Origin of the sequence: Streptomyces shenzhenensis (genome assembly GCF_003688995.1) — a bacterium.
GTDB lineage: Bacteria > Actinomycetota > Actinomycetes > Streptomycetales > Streptomycetaceae > Streptomyces > Streptomyces shenzhenensis_A.
On record NZ_PENI01000018.1, the window covers coordinates 26228 to 43069 of the forward strand.

Annotated in this window: 13 protein-coding genes; 2 read left to right on the plus strand and 11 right to left on the minus strand. The window is 73.0% G+C overall.

The window, feature by feature from the left end:
- Positions 1 to 148: 148 nt before the first annotated feature.
- The 6 genes from CTZ28_RS25755 to CTZ28_RS25780 form a co-directional block, all read right to left on the minus strand.
- Positions 149 to 1111: a universal stress protein gene (locus CTZ28_RS25755; protein WP_121892077.1), complete on the minus strand. Its 963-nt coding sequence runs from the start codon at positions 1109 to 1111 to the stop codon at positions 149 to 151.
- A 145-nt stretch (positions 1112 to 1256) separates the two neighbouring features.
- The gene (locus CTZ28_RS25760) at positions 1257 to 1499 is read right to left on the minus strand and encodes a DUF397 domain-containing protein (protein WP_121892078.1); all 243 of its coding nucleotides are present in this window, start codon (positions 1497 to 1499) and stop codon (positions 1257 to 1259) included.
- Between the two features lie 82 nt (positions 1500 to 1581).
- Positions 1582 to 2748: a thiolase domain-containing protein gene (locus CTZ28_RS25765; RefSeq protein ID WP_121892079.1), complete on the minus strand. Its 1167-nt coding sequence runs from the start codon at positions 2746 to 2748 to the stop codon at positions 1582 to 1584.
- Positions 2745 to 3815 carry a thiolase domain-containing protein gene (locus tag CTZ28_RS25770; protein ID WP_259471804.1) on the minus strand — a complete coding sequence of 357 codons (1071 nt, stop codon included), beginning with the start codon at positions 3813 to 3815 and terminating at the stop codon, positions 2745 to 2747. The genes CTZ28_RS25765 and CTZ28_RS25770 overlap by 4 nt, the downstream gene beginning before the upstream one ends.
- On the minus strand, positions 3812 to 4753 hold the full coding sequence (locus CTZ28_RS25775) for a Zn-ribbon domain-containing OB-fold protein (protein WP_121892080.1): 942 nt from the start codon (positions 4751 to 4753) through the stop codon (positions 3812 to 3814). Before CTZ28_RS25775 ends, CTZ28_RS25770 begins: the two co-directional genes overlap by 4 nt.
- Positions 4754 to 4795: 42 nt before the next feature.
- Positions 4796 to 5596, minus strand: coding sequence for a crotonase/enoyl-CoA hydratase family protein (locus CTZ28_RS25780; RefSeq protein ID WP_121892081.1), 801 nt, complete (start codon positions 5594 to 5596; stop codon positions 4796 to 4798).
- Positions 5597 to 5772: 176 nt separating this feature from the next.
- On the opposite strand from CTZ28_RS25780, the gene CTZ28_RS25785 reads away from it, so the two are divergent.
- Positions 5773 to 7395, plus strand: coding sequence for an acyl-CoA synthetase (locus tag CTZ28_RS25785; protein ID WP_121892082.1), 1623 nt, complete (start codon positions 5773 to 5775; stop codon positions 7393 to 7395).
- Positions 7396 to 8094: 699 nt separating this feature from the next.
- Entirely contained in the window at positions 8095 to 9390 is a 1296-nt protein-coding gene (gene paaK / locus CTZ28_RS25790; RefSeq protein WP_121892083.1) for a phenylacetate--CoA ligase PaaK, read from the plus strand.
- A gap of 14 nt (positions 9391 to 9404) precedes the next feature.
- On the opposite strand, the gene CTZ28_RS25795 is transcribed toward paaK, so the two are convergent.
- The 5 genes from CTZ28_RS25795 to CTZ28_RS25815 form a co-directional block, all read right to left on the minus strand.
- On the minus strand, positions 9405 to 10916 hold the full coding sequence (locus tag CTZ28_RS25795; protein WP_121892084.1) for an acyl-CoA synthetase: 1512 nt from the start codon (positions 10914 to 10916) through the stop codon (positions 9405 to 9407).
- Positions 10917 to 10998: 82 nt separating this feature from the next.
- Complete coding sequence (locus CTZ28_RS25800) at positions 10999 to 12549, minus strand: acyl-CoA synthetase (protein WP_121892085.1); 1551 nt, start codon at positions 12547 to 12549, stop codon at positions 10999 to 11001.
- On the minus strand, positions 12546 to 13658 hold the full coding sequence (locus CTZ28_RS25805; RefSeq protein WP_121892086.1) for a nitronate monooxygenase: 1113 nt from the start codon (positions 13656 to 13658) through the stop codon (positions 12546 to 12548). The genes CTZ28_RS25800 and CTZ28_RS25805 overlap by 4 nt, the downstream gene beginning before the upstream one ends.
- Positions 13659 to 13803: 145 nt before the next feature.
- The gene (locus CTZ28_RS25810; protein ID WP_121892087.1) at positions 13804 to 15366 is read right to left on the minus strand and encodes a phytoene desaturase family protein; all 1563 of its coding nucleotides are present in this window, start codon (positions 15364 to 15366) and stop codon (positions 13804 to 13806) included.
- Positions 15367 to 15669: 303 nt separating this feature from the next.
- Positions 15670 to 16731, minus strand: coding sequence for a glycoside hydrolase family 25 protein (locus tag CTZ28_RS25815; protein WP_121892088.1), 1062 nt, complete (start codon positions 16729 to 16731; stop codon positions 15670 to 15672).
- Positions 16732 to 16842: the final 111 nt, after the last annotated feature.

The following is a 16842-nucleotide window of genomic DNA, read 5'->3' on the forward strand; positions in this document are numbered from 1 at the left end:
TCGGACACACCGCATGCAACAGCACAGCCCGGGTGACCGAGCCCATCATCCGGGCAGGCACGAGGAGCCGCCGCCGACGCCACCGGAACCCACGACCCGGCTGCCGACGGCGTCGGAGCCGCAGCACCCGGATCATCACCGGGCCGAGTCACTCCTCCGGCGGCCCCGGCTTCCCCCGCGACGCGGGCGGCACGACGGCGATCGGGCACACCGCATGCAACAGCACAGCCCGGGTGACCGAACCCATCATCCGGGCGGGCGCGAGGAGCCGCCGTCGGTGACGGCCCACGACGACCAGGTCGGCGCCGCCGGAGGCCGTGACCAGGTTGCCTGCGGCGTCGCCGGGCAGTGCCCGGGCGTCGGCGCGGACGTCGGGGTGCCGGGCGCGGTGCGGGGCGAGGAATCCCTCGGCGAGGGCCCAGGTCTCGTTCTCCACGGCGTCCTGGTCGATGACGGGCGGCACGAAATCACCGGGCGCCACCAGCGGCTGCGCGGGCCACCGGTAGGCGGCGATCACCTGGAGCGGGGCACCGCGCAGACCGGCTTCGGTGAAGGCGAACGCGAGCGTGGCGTCGTCGGGGTTGTCGGGGTTGTCGACGTCCATGCCGACGACGACCCGGGAACCCGGCTCGGCCGGCGGCTCACCGTGGTCCCCCGCCGGCTGGACGGCATCGGAGGTGCCCCGGTCACGGCCGGGCCGGGGCACGACGACGACCGGGCACGCCGCGTCGCGTGCGGCGGCCATGCCGTTGGAGCCGAGCAGCAGGCTGGCGAAGCCGCCCCGCCCCCGGGAGCCGAGCACCAGCAGGTCCGCCTCGGCGCCCAGTTCGGGCAGTACCGCGGCGGGCGCGCCCTGCAGGGTGACGTACTCGACGGTCTGCGCGGTGGCGGGCTCGCGCAGCCGGGTGCGCGCCTCGTCGAGGACCGGGTCGTCGTCGGGTTCGGGCGGGCCCGCGGCCAGGACCCCGGGCCGGGCCCACGGCGTGTACTGCCGCACATGCACCACGCGCAGGGGTGCCGCGCGCCGCCGGGCGGCGTCGAGAGCCCAGTCGAGGGCGCGCAGGCTGTCCTCCGAGCCGTCGACCGCGGCGATGACCGGCTGGGTGTGCATCGTCCTCACCTCCGGGATGCGACCTTGCCTTCCGGGGGCCAGCCTCGCTCAGGCCGCGCTCCCGGAAGGACCCTGTCGGTCGCGTGTCCGGAAATCGGTGCGGAACACCCCCGGATCGGCTCGCCGGCTCGCGGCGCCGCACGGTTCAGGTCAGATCGAACTCGCCTTCCCGCGCGCCGGACACGAAGGCACCCCATTCGGCGGGGGTGAAGATCAGGGAGGGGCTCTCGGGGCGGCCGCTGTTGCGCATCGCGATGAACCCCTCGACAAAGGCGATCTGGACATCGCCAAGGCCTCGGCTGCTGGACTGCCACTCCGCGTTGCTGAGGTCCAGTTCCGGCTTGTCCCAGCCCCTGAGCGGCTGCTGCTGGATGGTGCTCTCGGCCACGTCCGTGCTCCTCCCGGTTCGTCGTCCGCGGCCAGCCTAGCGACCGGTTCCGACCGCCAACAGGCCACGTGTGGGGGACCTTTCAGGACTCGGGGGGCCGCGACCCCACCAGCCACATGGAGAAGAACTGCGAGCCGCCGCCGTAGGCGTGCCCGAGCACCCTCCTGGCCCGCTCCACCTGGTGCTCCCCGGCCTGCCCGCGCACCTGGAGTGCGGCCTCCGCGAAGCGGATCAGACCGGAGGCGCCGATCGGATTGGCGGACAGCACACCGCCCGACATGTTGACGGGAAGGTCGCCGTCGAGTTCGGTCACGCCGGACTCGGTGAGCTTCCAGCCCTCGCCCTCCTCGGCGAAGCCGAGGTTCTCCAGCCACATGGGCTCGTACCAGGAGAACGGCACGTACATCTCGACGGCGTCGATGTCCCGGCGCGGGTCGGCGATGCCGGCCTGCCGGTAGACGTCGGCGGCGCAGTCCCGGCCGGCCCGCGGGGAGACGAAGTCCTTGCCGGCGAAGAGGGTGGGCTCGCTGCGCATGGCGCCGCCGTGCATCCAGGCGGGCGGCCGGGGCGCGCGGGCCGCGCCGGCCCGGTCGGTGAGGACCAGCGCGCAGGCGCCGTCGGAGGAGGGGCAGGTCTCCGAGTAGCGGATGGGGTCCCACAGCATCGGGGAGGCCTGGACCTTGGCCAGGGTGATGTCGTGTTCGTGCAGATGCGCGTACGGGTTCTTCAGCGCGTTGCGCCGGTCCTTGTAGGCGACCAGGGAGCCGACGGTGTCGGGGGCCCCGCTGCGCCGCATGTAGGCGCGTACGTGCGGGGCGAAGAAGCCGCCCGCGCCGGCCAGCAGCGGCTGTTGGAAGGGGATCGGCAGGGACAGGCCCCACATGGCGTTGGACTCGGACTGCTTCTCGAAGGCGAGGGTGAGCACGGTGGTGTGCACGCGGGCGGCGACGAGGCCGGCCGCGACCAGGGCGGTGGAGCCGCCGACGGAGCCCGCGGTGTGCACCCGCAGCATCGGCTTGCCCACGGCGCCGAGCGCGTCGGCCAGGTACAGCTCCGGCATCATCACGCCCTCGAAGAAGTCGGGCGCCTTGCCGATGACCACGGCGTCGATGTCGGACCAGGTCAGTTCGGCGTCGTCCAGGGCGCGCCGGGCCGCCTCGCGGACCAGGCCGGCGATCGACACGTCCCGGCGGGCCGCCACGTGCTTGGTCTGGCCGATCCCTACGACGGCCACGGGCTCCTTGCTCATCGGGGATCCCCTTCGAGGACGGCGACCAGGTTCTGTTGCAGACAGGGGCCGGAGGTGGCGTGGGCGAGCGCCCGGTCGGACTCGCCGCGGCCGATGCGGGCGGCGGCCTCGCCGATGCGGATGAGTCCGGCGGCCATGACCGGGTTGGCGGCGAGGGCGCCGCCGGACGGGTTGACGCACACGTCGTCGCCGAGCCGCAGCGCCTTGCGCAGCACGACCTCCTGTGCGCTGAACGGGGCGTGCAACTCGGCGGTGTCGACGGGGCGTTCGAAGGCGCCGGCGTGCTCGGCGGCGAGCCGGGCGGAGGGCGAGTCGGTCAGATCGCGCAGGCCGAGCGCGTGGGCCTCGATGCGGTGGTCGATGCCGCGGATCCAGGCGGGCCGCGGGCACAGCTCGCGGGCCCGGTCGCCGGCGGCGAGGATCACCGCGGCGGCGCCGTCGCCGACGGGCGGGCAGTCGCCGGTGCGCAGCGGCCGGACGACGTACTGCCCCTGGGGGACGGAACCCCGCAGCTGGGCATGGGAGTTGGCGGTGGCCGCGGCACGGTTGCGGGCGGCGATGGCGGCCAGCGCGGGCTCGTCCGTCTCTCCCGCGTCGATGAGCGCCTGCGTCTGGAGCGCGGCGAGGGCGACGGCGTCCGGCCACAGCGGGGCGACGTAGTACGGGTCGAGCTGGCGGGTCAGTACGTCCCGGACGGAGCCGGGCGAGGACTTGCCGTAGGAGTAGACGAGGGCGGTGTCGGCCTCGCCGGTGAGCAGCTTGGTCCAGGCCTCGTACAGCGCCCAGGCGCCGTCCGTCTCGACGTGCGACTCGGAGATCGGCGGCCAGGCGCCGACGCCGTCCAGGGCGAGGGTGAAGGAGAAGGCGCGGCCGGCCAGGTAGTCGCTGGATCCGGAGCAGGTGAAGCCGATGTCGGCGGTCTTCAGGCCGGTGCGGTCCAGCACCTCGTGCAACACCGGCATCAGCATCTCCACCTCGGAGTGTCCCTCGTCGGCGCTCCGGTGGTCGGTCTGCGCGAAGGCGACGACGGCGATCCGGCCGGGGGCCGGCACGTCTGCGCGGGTCACAGCAGCTCCTTGTAGGTGTCGTAGTCCGCGTCGGGTTCGCCGGTCGGCCGGTAGTGGTCGGGGTGGCGGGCGCCCTCCGTCCACACCGGTTCGACGCGCAGGCCCATCCGCACCTGGTCGTAGGGGATGCCGCCGATGCGGCCGTGCAGGGCGAGGCCGGCGCCGTCGAGGGCGATGTGCGCGTACACGTAGGGCACCTCGATGTCGAGGTTCCTGGCCTTGATGTTGACGATGCAGAAGGTGGTGACGGTGCCGCGGGGCCCCACCTCGACCTGTTCGGCGGTGGCGACGCCGCAGGTGGGGCAGGCGCCCCTGGGCGGGACGTACACCTTGCGGCAGGACGGGCAGCGTTCGCCGACGGTGCGCCGTTCGGCGAGCGCCTGGAGGTGGGCGGACTGGGCGCGGCCGGGCGTGTAGGTGTAGTCGAGGCGGGCGGGTGTGACGATGCCGGTGACCGGGTCGGCGAACGTGCCGCTGTGGCCGGTGGGTTCGGCGGCGGGGCCGTCGTACGGCTCGAAGCAGGCGATGTCCGTGATGGCGCCGGTGCGTTCCTCGGCCCAGCGGATCCGGACGCGCAGGCCGGTGCGGACGGTGTCGGGGCCGGGCGCGTCCAGGGCGTGCAGCAGGGCGGTGTCGGCGCCGTCGAGCCGGACCAGGACCCAGGCGAAGGGGGTGCCGAGGGGCTGGCCGGGCCGGGGCCGGTGGTTCCAGGCCCAGGTGGTGACCGTGCCGGTGGGGGCGACCTCGACGAGGTCGCGGAGTTCCGCGGCGGTCACGGGGTCGTACTCGACGGGCGGGACGAGGGTGCGGCCGTCGTCGGTGCGCACCCCGAGCACGACGCGTTCGCGCAGGCCGGTCAGGAAGGCGCTCTGGACGGGGCCGAGGGAGCGGGTGAAGGGGAACTCCAGGACGAGCGGGGCCTTGAGGACGTCGGGCATGGACGGCTGTCTCCTTCGCGGGTCGGGCGGGCCGGCGCGGGGTCAGGCGCGCCGGTAGACAGGGGGCCGCTTCTCGGCGAAGGCGCGGGCGCCCTCCTTGGCGTCGGCGGTGTCGAAGAGCGGCCGGCCGCGTTCGAGTTCCGCGGCGAGGCCGTCGGTCTCGGTCATCTCGGCGGTCTCGTACACGGACGCCTTGACGGCCTCGACGGCGAGCGGGCCGCAGGCGTTGATCCGCTCGGCGATCTCCAGGGCGCGGGTGAGCGCGGTGCCGTCGGGGACGACGTGTCCGACGAGTCCGATGCCGGCGGCCTCGCGGGCGCTGTACGGCCGTCCGGTGAGCAGCATCTCCAGGGCGTGGGTGCGTGGGATCTGGCGTTGCAGCCGGACGGTGGAGCCGCCGATGGGGAACAGTGCGCGCCGGACCTCGAACAGGCCGAAGGTCGCGGACTCGCCGGCCACCCGGATGTCGGTGCCCTGGAGGATCTCCGTGCCGCCGGCGACGCAGTGCCCCTCGACGGCGGCGATCACCGGTTTGCGGGGGCGGTGGTGGCGCAGCATCGCCTTCCAGTGCAGGTCGGGGTCGGCCTTGAGCCGGTCCCGGTAGTGCTCCCCGGCCATGCCGCGGCCGGCCAGGGCCTTGAGGTCCATCCCGGCGCAGAAGGCTCCGCCGGCCCCGGTGAGCACGATCGAGCGGACGGTGTCGTCCGCGTCGGCCTGGAGCCAGCCGTCGTACAGGCCGACGAGCATCGGCAGCGAGAGCGCGTTCTTGGCCTCGGGCCGGTTGAGCGTGAGCACCAGTGTGGCGCCTTCGCGCCGCACGGTGAGGTGTTCCGTGCCAGCCATGACCCATCTCCCCTCTGACAGAACGAGAACAGGTTGCAGTAGGCGGGAGGGCACTTCAAGGGCTTTCTGACAGTCAGTCAGATTTCTTCGCGGGAAGCCTTCACAGTTGCGGCGCCCTTTGCTCTGATGACCGGCGAACCGTCGGATGCCAGGGACGCCCGGGGTCAGGAGGAACGGTGGAGTACAACCTTGCCGACCTGTTCGAGTCGGTCGTCGACGCGGTCGCGGACCGTGAGGCGCTTGTCTACGTCGACCACCCGGGCACGGGCGCGGAGCGCCGCCTGACGTACGCGGAGCTGGACGCGGCGGCGAACCGCATCGGGCACCATCTGGCCGACAGCGGGATCCGGCCGGGCGAGCACGTGGGGCTCCACCTGTACAACGGCGTCGAGTACCTCCAGACGGTGCTCGGCTGTCTGAAGGCGCGGATCGTCCCGGTCAACGTCAACTACCGCTATGTCGAGGACGAGTTGGTCTATCTCTATCGGGATGCCGACCTGGTGGCGCTGGTCTTCGACGCCGAGTTCACGGACCGGGTGGCGGCGGCGCTGCCGCGGTCGGGGAGGCTGCGGCACCTGGTGCGGGTGGGCGAGGCGGCGCCGGGCGCCGTCGACGTGCCGGCGTCCGTGGCGTTCGCCGCAGCGGAGGCCGCCGGGTCGTCGGAGCGCGGCTTCCCGGCCCGCTCGGCCGACGACCAGTTCATCATCTACACCGGCGGCACGACCGGGATGCCCAAGGGCGTGATGTGGCGTCAGGAGGACCTGTTCTTCGCTGGTCTCGGGGGTGGCGCGCCGACCGGCGAGCCGGTGCGGAAGCCGGAGGAACTGGCCGAGCGGGTCGCGGCCGGCGGCGCCGGGATCACCTTCTTCCCCACTCCCCCGCTGATGCACGGCACCTCCACGCTCACGGCCTTCATCGGCTTCAACTTCGGGCAGCGGGTGGTGATCCACCGCAAGTTCGTGCCCGAGGAGGTGCTGCGGACCGTCGCGAAGGAGCGGGTCAACAGCATGTCGCTGGTCGGCGACGCGATGCTGCGGCCGCTGATCGACGCGCTGCGCGGGCCCATGAAGGGCACGGACTGCTCCTCGGTGTTCAGCGTCTCCTCGTCCGGCGCGATCATGTCGGAGACGGTGCGCCGGCAGTTCCGCGAACTCGTCCCGAACGCCCTGCTGTTGAACAATTTCGGGTCCTCCGAGTCCGGGTTCAACGGCACGGCGACCGAGGACTCCGGGCCGGAGCGCGGGTTCCGCATCCAGGTCAACTCCCGTACCCGGGTGGTGGATCCGGCCACCCATGAGCCGGTCGCGGCCGGTGCGGTGGGGCGGGTGGCGCAGTGCGGGCATGTCCCGCTCGGCTACTACAACGACCCGGCCAAGACCGCCGAGACCTTCTTCGAGAAGGACGGCGTGCGCTGGGTGCTGCTGGGCGACATGGCCACCGTGGACGAGGACGGCGTCGTCACCGTGCTCGGCCGCGGCTCTCAGTGCATCAACACGGGCGGCGAGAAGGTCTATCCGGAGGAGGTCGAGCAGGCGCTCAAGTCGCATCCGGACGTGTACGACGCGCTCGTGGCCGGGGTGCCGGACGCCACCTGGGGCAACCATGTGGCGGCGGTGGTGCAGTTGCGCGCGGGCGCCGAGGGGTTGTCCCTGGCGGATGTGCAGCGGCACTGCCGCGACCGGCTGGCCGGCTACAAGATCCCTCGCCAGCTCGTGCTCACGGAGTCCGTCCAGCGCTCACCGAGCGGCAAGGCGGACTACCGCTGGGCACGCGAGGTGGCGACGACCGCGGACGGGTAGAACGGGACGCCGGGTCACGCACGGGCGGGAGGCGGGACGCTCTGACCGCCACTCCGGCCCGAGCCGCGGCACGGCCGGGCTCGCGCCGAGGAGAGCGGCGACGCAGGGGCCGTCGTCGAGTTCCCCGACGCACACGTGCACGGGACCCACCAAGCCGCACAGGGCAGCCCGGGACACCGGGGCGCACAAGGGCAGGAGGCCACGGGACGCGCACCGGCGGAAAAGCGCGGCACTCGGACCGCCACTCCGACCCGGGCCGCGGCACGGCCGGGCTCGCGCCGAGGAGAGCGGCGACGCAGGGGCCGTCGTCGAGTTCCCCGACGCACACGTGCACGGGCGCCACCAAGCCACACAGGGCGACCCGGGACGCCACGGACGCCGGGAGTGCACACCAGCAGGAGGCCACGATCCAGGGACGCGCAAACCGCCGCTCCGGTCCGGGCCGTGGCACGGTCGGGCTTGCGTCGGGGAAGACGGCGATGTGGCAGGCCGGGGCGGGGTCCGTCGGGTGTGGTGGACGTGGGCTTGCTGCCGGGCATCGGCCCCGCCGCGGCGGCATTCCGGCCGCTCCCGGGTTCGCGAGAAAGTGCAGGCAGACCTCTTGCCCGGGGCCGTTCCGGGCTGAATTACTGATCTCGGACGCGGCAACCGAATGATCGGTCGTCCGAATTGGCGCGGTCGGTGAGGGAGAGGTGCTCCATGACGGAGGCGAGTCAGCTGTTCGACGCGGGGGAACGGCTCGACGCGGCGGCCCTGCGGGCGCTTCAGCTGGAGCGGCTGCAGAACACCCTGCGGCACGCCTACGACCATGTGCCCTTCTACCGTCAGGCCTTCGACAAGGCCGGCCTCCGCCCACAGGACTGCCGCTCCCTGGACGACCTGGCCCGCTTCCCCTTCACCACCAAGGCGGACCTGCGCGCGAACTACCCGTACGGCATGTTCGCCGTGCCGCGTGACCGCATCCGCCGGATCCATGCCTCCAGTGGCACCACCGGCCGCCCCACGGTGGTCGGCTATACGGAGAACGACCTCTCCCTGTGGGCGGACATGGTGGCCCGTGCCATCAGGGCGGCCGGCGGGCGGCCCGGGGACACGATCCATGTGGCGTACGGCTATGGGCTGTTCACCGGCGGTCTCGGCGCCCACTACGGCGCGGAGCGGCTGGGGTGTACGGTCGTCCCCGCGTCCGGCGGGATGACTGCCCGGCAGGTCCAGCTGATCCGGGACCTGGAGCCCCGGATCATCATGATCACCCCCTCGTACATGCTCACCCTGCTCGACGAGTTCGAACGGCAGGGCGTGGACCCGCGCGGCACGTCGCTGCGGATCGGCATCTTCGGCGCAGAGCCGTGGACGGAGGGGATGCGCCAGGAGATCGAGGAGCGGTTCGGGATCGACGCCGTCGACATCTACGGGCTGTCCGAGGTGATCGGTCCGGGCGTCGCACAGGAGTGCGTGGAGACCAAGGACGGCCTGCACATCTGGGAGGACCACTTCTGTCCCGAGGTCGTCGACCCGGTCACCGGTGAGGTGCTGCCCGAGGGCGCGGAGGGCGAGCTGGTCCTCACCTCGCTCACCAAGGAGGCCATGCCGGTGATCCGGTACCGGACCCGTGACCTGACCCGGCTGCTGCCGGGCACGGCCCGGGTGTTCCGGCGGATGCGGAAGATCACCGGCCGCAGCGACGACATGGTGATCCTGCGCGGGGTCAATCTGTTCCCGACGCAGATCGAGGAGATCGTGCTGCGCACTCCGGGTGTCGCCCCGCACTTCCAGCTGCGGCTCACCCGGGAGGGCCGCCTCGACGCGCTCACCGTGCGGGTCGAGGCGCGGCCGGGCGCCACGCCCGAGGCGCGCCGGGAGGCGGCCCGGGCCGTCGCCGCGGCCGTCAAGAACGGCATCGGTGTGTCGGTCGCCGTGGAGATCGTCGAACCGGAGTCGCTGGAGCGGTCGGTGGGCAAGATCCGCCGGATCGTGGACCTGCGCCCGCGCTGAGCGCTCCGGCCCGCTCAGCCCCCGTGCCGCCCGCCGCCGAACCGGTCCCGCAGTTCCCGCTTGAGGATCTTGCCGCTGGCGTTGCGCGGCAGTCCGGGCACGAACAGCACCCGCTTGGGCGCCTTGAACGGGGCGAGCTCCTCCCGTACGTGGGCGATCAGTTCGGCCTCGGTGACCTCGCCGCGCGGCACGACCACCGCCGTGACGGCCTCGACCCAGCGCTCGTCGGGCAGCCCGATCACGGCGGCCTCGGCGACGCCCTCATGGGTGTACAGGACGTCCTCGATCTGCCGCGAAGCGATCAGCACACCACCGGAGTTGATGACGTCCTTCACCCGGTCGACGATCGTGAGGTATCCGTCGGCGTCCCGCATCGCGAGGTCACCGGAGTGGAACCAGCCGTCGCGGAAGGCCGCGGCGGTCTCCTCGGGCTTGTCCCAGTAGCCCTCGCACAGCTGCGGCGAGCGGTAGACGATCTCGCCGGGCGTGCCGTCGGGCACGTCCGCGCCGTCCTCGTCGACCACGCGCGCGTCCACGAACAGCACGGTGCGGCCGCAGGAGTCGAGCCTGCCCTTGTGCTCGTCGGGGCCGAGCACGGTGGCGAGGGGCCCGATCTCGCTCTGCCCGAAGCAGTTGTAGAAGGCCAGGTCCGGCAGCCGGGCGCGGAGCCGCTCCAGGACCGGCACGGGCATGATCGACGCCCCGTAGTACGCCTTGCGCAGACCGCCGAGGTCCCGGTCCGTGAAGTCGGGCCGCTCGGACAGCGCGATCCATACGGTGGGCGGCGCGAACAGGCTGTCCACGCGGCCTGCCTCGATCAGGTCGAGGAGCGTGTCGCCGTCGGGCGCGTCGAGGACGATGTTGGTCGCGCCGACGGCGAGGTACGGCAGCAGGAACACATGCAGCTGGGCCGAGTGGTACAGCGGCAGGGCGTGCGCGGGCCGGTCGCCGGCGCTCAGGTCGAGGGCGGTGATGGCGCTCAGGTACGCGTGGACCAGGGCCCGGTGCGTCATCATCGCGCCCTTCGGCAGCGCGGTGGTGCCGGAGGTGTACAGCAGTTGCACCAGGTCCTCGGCGCGCGGTTCGGGACCGTCGTACGGGGGTGTCGCCGCGAGCGAGGCGAGGAGCGAGTCGTCGGTGTCCCGCAACGGCAGCACGGGGACGCCGGCCGGCAGCCGTCCGGCGAGGGCCGGGTCGGCGAGCACCAGCGCGCTGCCCGACTGGCGGACGACGTAGGCGAGGTCGTCGCCGGTCAGCTGGTGGTTGACCGGCACATGGACCAGGCCCGCGCGGGCGCAGCCGAGGAAGGCGATCAGATAGGCGTCGGAGTTGTGGCCGTAGGCGGCGACCCGGTCGCCGGGGGCCGGGCCACGGGCGCGCAGCAGGGCGGCCGCGCGGGAGACCGCGTCGTCGAGTTCCTCGTAGGTCCAGCGGCGCTCGCCGTACTCCATCGCGATCCGCGCGGGTGTGCGCCGGGCGCTGCGCCGCAGTACCCCGTCGACCGTGCTGCCGTGTCCCTGCGTCATGGCATCCGATCCTCGGGCCGGTGCGCGCGGAGGTCAAGATTCCGTCTGCCGGGGCCGGGTCCGTTCCCTGGGCGGCGGGTGCTCACACCGGGCGGCCCCGGCCCTCCCAGTAGGGGTCCCGCAGCCGCCGCTTGTACAGCTTGCCGTTGGGGTCGCGGGGCAGTTCGGCGACGAAGTCGACGCTCCTGGGCCGCTTGTAGCCGGCGAGCCGTTCGGCGCAGTGTCCGAGCAGGGCGGCGGCCAGGTCCGGTCCTGGCTCGTGCCCCGGGGCCGGTTCCACCACGGCCTTGACCTCCTCGCCCCAGTCCTCGTGCGGGATGCCGAAGGCGGCGGCGTCGGCGACGGCGGGGTGGGCGAGCAGCACGGACTCGATCTCGGCCGGGTAGATGTTGACGCCGCCCGAGATGATCATGTCGATCTTGCGGTCGCGCAGGAAGAGGTAGCCGTCCGCGTCGAGGTAGCCGAGGTCGCCGACGGTGAAGAAGTCGCCGATGCGGTTCTTCCGGGTCTTGGCCTCGTCCTTGTGGTAGGAGAAGCCGCCGGTGTTCATCTTCAGGTAGACGGTGCCGAGTTCACCGGGCGGGAGCCGGTTGCCGTCGTCGTCGAAGATCGCGAGTTCGCTGATCGGCCAGGCCCGGCCGACCGTGCCCGGCTTCTTCAGCCAGTCCTCGGCGGTCGCGAAGGCGCCGCCGCCCTCGCTGGCCGCGTAGTACTCCTCGACGCTGTGCCCCCACCAGTCGATCATGGCCCGTTTCACATGGTCGGGGCAGGGCGCGGCGCCGTGGATGGCGTGCCGCATGGACGAGACGTCGTACGACCGCCGTATGTGCTCCGGGAGCGACAGGAGGCGGTGGAACTGTGTGGGGACCATATGGGTGTGGGTGCACCTGTGGGTGTCGATGAGGCGCAGCATCTCCTCGGGCGTCCACTTGTCCATCAGCACCAGTTGATGCCCGATGTGCAGTGCCGCGCCCGCGAACTGGAGCACGGCCGTGTGGTAGAGCGGCGAGCAGACCAGGTGCACGTTGTCGTCGAACGGCTTGATGCCGAAGATGCCGAGGAACCCGCCGAGGTAGGCCTCCTCGGGGGGTTTGCCGGGCAGCGGGCGCCGGATGCCGCGGGGCCGGCCGGTGGTGCCCGAGGTGTAGTTCATCACCCAGCCGAGGGTGCGCTCGGCGGGCGCCGACTCGCGCTGTCCTTCGAGGAGTTCGGCGTAGGGCCGGAACCCCTCGACCGTCCCGGCCGCGTACCGGTGGGTCGCCGGGAGGCCGGCCTCGTCGGCGGCCCGGCGGGCGGGGCCGGCGAACCGCTCGTGCGCGATGAGCACCTTGGCGCCCGAGTCGGCGACGATCCAGGCGATCTCGGGCCCGACGAGGTGGTGGTTGACGGGCACGAGATAGAACCCGGCCTGGCTGGCGGCCAGATAGGCGGTGAGGAACTCGACGCCGTTGGGCAGTACGACGGCGAGGGCGTCGCCGCGCTCAAGGCCCGCGGCGCGCAGGCCGTGCACGAGGCGGTTCGCTGCGGCGTGCAGCCGTCCGGCGGTCCATCGCTCGCCGTCGGGGGCGACGAGGACGGTGCGGTCGGGGTCCTGGGCGGCCTGGGCCCAGAAGCCGGTGGGGGGTGTGCTCACGACTGGCCGCTCCTTCCGGCGATGCGGTTGATGCGGTCGACGGCCCGCTCGAAGCCGCGGGTGAGGTCGTCGAAGACGGCCCGGACGTCGCGCCGGTCGGTCATCCGGCCGACGATCTGGCCGACGGGGGTGCCGAGCAGCGGCCCGACCTCGTGCTTCTGGATGCGGGAGACCGCCTCGGCGACCAGCAGGCCCTGCAGCGGCATGGGGAGGGTGCCGGGCCCGTCCGGGCCGTCCCAGGCGTCGGTCCACTCGGTACGCAGCTGGCGTGCGGGTTTGCCGGTGAGGGCGCGGGAGCGGACGGTGTCGCCTGAGCCGGCGGCGAGGAGCTTGCGGGTGAGGGCGGGGGACTGCAACTCCGCCTCTGTGGTGGTCAGCCATATGGAGCCCAGCCACACACCCTGGGCGCCCAGGCTCAGTGCGGCCGCCACCTGCTGGCCGCTGCCGATGCCGCCCGCCGCCAGCACGGGCAGCGGGTCGACGGCGTCGACCACGTCGGGGGTCAGCACCATGGAGGCGATCTCCCCGGTGTGGCCGCCCGCCTCGTAGCCCTGTGCCACGACGATGTCGATGCCCGCGTCGCGGTGCTTGCGGGCGTGCCGGGCGCTGCCGGCGAGCGCGGCGACGAGCACGCCCCGGTCATGGGCGCGGGCCACGACGTCGGCGGGCGGGGAGCCGAGGGCGTTGGCGAGAAGCCGGATCGGGTAGTCGAAGGCGACGTCGAGCTGCGTGCGGGCGACCTGTTCCATCCAGCCGGTGATGCGCCAGCCGGACGCCTCGCCCGCGGCGAGTTCGGGCACGCCGTACTTGGCGAGGGTGTCCGCGACGAACCGGCGGTGCCCCTCGGGGATCAGCGCCTCGACGTCGGCCTCGGTGACACCCTCCACCTTCTTGGCGGGCATGACGACGTCGAGGCCGTAGGGCCGGCCGCCGACGTGCGCCTCGATCCAGTCGAGGTCGCGTCTCAGGTCGTCGGGGGCGGTGTAGCGGACCGCGCCGAGCACCCCGAAGCCGCCGGCCCGGCTGATGGCCGCGGCGACGGCGGGGAACGGCGTGAAGCCGAAGACGGCGTGCTCGACTCCCAGTTGCTTGCTCAGCTCCGTCTGCATGGGCGCAGGATGCCGCAGTCACCGGGACGACGGAAGGCCTTTTCTGATACATCGTCAGATTCTTCGGAGGCCGCCCGGAGCCGTCGGCCGGCCGAGGGCCGGGCCAGGGGCCGGACCGCGGGGCCGGGCCGGCTCCGCCGTGTGCTCAGTCCCGCTCCAGCACCGCCATCGCCGCGTTGTGGCCGGGCACCCCGCTCACCCCGCCGCCGCGCACCGCTCCCGCCCCGCACAGCACGACATTGGCGTGCCGGGTCTCCACGCCCCAGCGGCCGGTGTCCTCCTGGGCGTAGGGCCAGGCCAGCGCGCGATGGAAGATGTTGCCGCCGGGCAGGCGCAGCTCCCGCTCCAGGTCGAGCGGGGTCTTCGCCTCGATGCACGGGCGGCCGTCCGCGTCGGTCGCCAGGCAGTCGACGAGCGGCTCGGCGAGGTGGGCGTCGAGCTGTGCGAGCGCCGACTTCAGCAGTTCCCGGCGGACGGTGTCGTTGTCGCCCGTGAAGAGCCGGGCGGGTGTGTGCAGGCCGAACAGGGTGAGCGTCTGATAGCCGCGGGCGACCAGGTCGGGGCCGAGGATCGAGGGGTCGGTCAGGGAGTGGCAGTAGATCTCGGAGGGCGGCGCCGCGGGGAGCCGGCCCGCGGCGGCCTCGGCGTGGGCGGCGGCCAGCTGCTCGTAGCCCTCCGCGATGTGGAACGTGCCGGCGAACGCCTCCCGGGGGTCCACGGCGGTGTCGCGCAGCGCGGGCAGCCGCTTGAGCAGCATGTTGACCTTCAGCTGGGCACCCTCGGCGGGCTCGGGCCGCGGGTCGCCGGTGAGGGCGGCGAGTTCGTGCGGCGAGGCGCCCACGAGGACGTGCCGGGCGGCGACGACGCCCTCGCCGTCGGCCGTGCGGTAGGCGACCTCGGCGCGCCGCCCGTCGGTGTCGATGCGGACGGCCTCGTACCCGGTCGCGAGGATCGCACCCGCCGTGCGCGCGGCGGCGGCCAGCGCGCCGGTGAGGGCGCCCATGCCGCCGACGGGCACGTCCCAGGCGCCGGTGCCGCCCCCGATGACGTGGTAGAGGAAGCAGCGGTTCTGCGGCAGGTCGGGATCGTGGGCGTCGGCGAAGGTACCGATGAGCGCGTCGGTGAGGACGACGCCCCGCACCAGGTCGTCGTCGAACTCCCGCTCGATCGTGACCCCGATGGGCTCCTCGAACAGGGCGCGCCAGGCGTCCTCGTCGTCGATGCGGCCGCGCAGCTCGTCGCGGGTGGGCAGCGGTTCGGTCAGGGTCGGGAAGACCCGCTGGGCGACCCGGCCGGTCATGCCGTAGAACCGCTGCCAGGCCGCGTACTCGTCCTTGCCGCCGGTCAGCCGGGCGAAGGCCTCCCGGGTGCGCCGCTCGCCACCGCCGACCAGCAGCCCGGTGGGGCGTCCGGCGCGCTCCACCGGCGTGTAGGAGGAGATGGTGCGGCCGCGGACCCGGAAGGTGAGGCCCAGGTCCCGCACGATCTTCCGGGGCAGCAGGCTGACCAGGTAGGAGTAGCGGGACAGCCGGGCGTCGACGCCGGTGAACGGGCGGGTGGAGACGGCCGCGCCACCGGTGTGGCCGAGCCGTTCCAGGACCAGCACGGACCGTCCGGCCCGGGCCAGATAGGCGGCCGCGACCAGCCCGTTGTGGCCGCCGCCGACGATGACGGCGTCGTACGTCCGGGATCCCTCGTGTGCAGGCATGGTTCTTCGTAACACGTGATGATCTACGGCGGCCAGAGGCGTGCCGGGGCGCTGCGGCGGCCGGCGGCTCAGTGTCCGCCGGACGCCTGCCGCCGGCGCGGTTGTCGGGACGGTCCGGGCCGGAGCGTCAGGGCCTCCCGGGGGTCGTGCCGGGGAGCAGGGGTTCCGGATGCGGTCGCGCCGGTGGGTCAGGCATCGGCCGGGGGAGCGGCGGCCGGCCGGCGCCGTGCTGCCGTGGTCGCCGAGTCGGTGGTCATCGGGTCCCGCTGAGCCGCCGGTCTCCTGCCGTGGCCCCGTCCCGGGTCAGCCCTCTTTCCAGACGAGCACGGTCAGTACGGACGTGCTGACGGTGACCGGGGCGTCCGACTGGTTGAGGAGACGGACGCGCATGCCGCGTCCCTTCGCGAGCCGCTTCGTCAACGGGAGCACGGCGAAGGTGCCGCCGGCGGTGCCGATGATCTCGTGGATGGGGTGGTCGGCATGGTGGTTGTCGCCCTCGTACTCGGACATACGGGCCTGCACGACCGCGCCGGCCGGCAGCCCGGTGAGGTACAGGCTGACGCTGCCGGTGAAGCGGGCAGGACCGCGCGCCCAGACACTGCCGTTGGTGGCGTGGTCGCCGGTCTCGTCCGACCACTCCTTGGTGAACTCGATCGAGTCCCACGCACCGGGCTTGAGCTTGTAGGGCTTGGCGAGCCCGAGGTTCACGTACTGCGGCATGTCGTCCTCCTCGGAGGTGTCGCCCGCGGCCCAGGCGCGCAGGCCCGCCTCGGACAGATAGGCGATGGATCGGTCGACGGGCTGACTGGTGAACTGCCAGATCAGCGGGGCCCGTCCGCTGGGCTGGGGCCGGGCCGCGGCCTCCGCCTTGCTGTACGGGGCGGCGCCCCAGGGGTAGGCCGGGTACCAGAGGGGGACGCCGTCGGGCACGCGGCCGGCGGCGAGGTCGTCGCCGCTGGTGTAGATGCCGACGCGCTGCCCGGGGAACGCGGCCCGTACGGCGGCGATCCAGGCGGTGGCCCAGGCCTTGATCTGGGCGGCGCTGCGGCCGCTGTAGTTGCGGCCGTCCGCGTAGCGTTCGAGGTCCAGCCAGTGCGTGAACCCCTTCTTCGCGTAGGCCTTGACCGCGCCGATGTAGTTCGCGGCCTCCTGCGCGACGTCCTGGTTGGGCCAGGCGAAGTGGTAGGCGCCGGGCACCAGTCCGGCCTTGGCGATCCCGGTGATGTGGCCGGCGAACTTCGCGTCCCGGGAGTGCTGGCCCTCACTGGCTTTGGCGAAAGCGAACACGATGCCGTCGCTCTTGTGGGCGGCCCAGTTCTGGGTGCCCTGGTAGGCGGACACGTCCATGCCGCGGCAGGTGGCCATCCGCACCTCCTTCTCTGTCCGGCGCAGCGCGGACACTACGCGGGTCGAACCACGCCCAGGCCACAACTCACTTGCCCGTGAGACTACTTGAGGTGATCGTGCAGCTGTGTG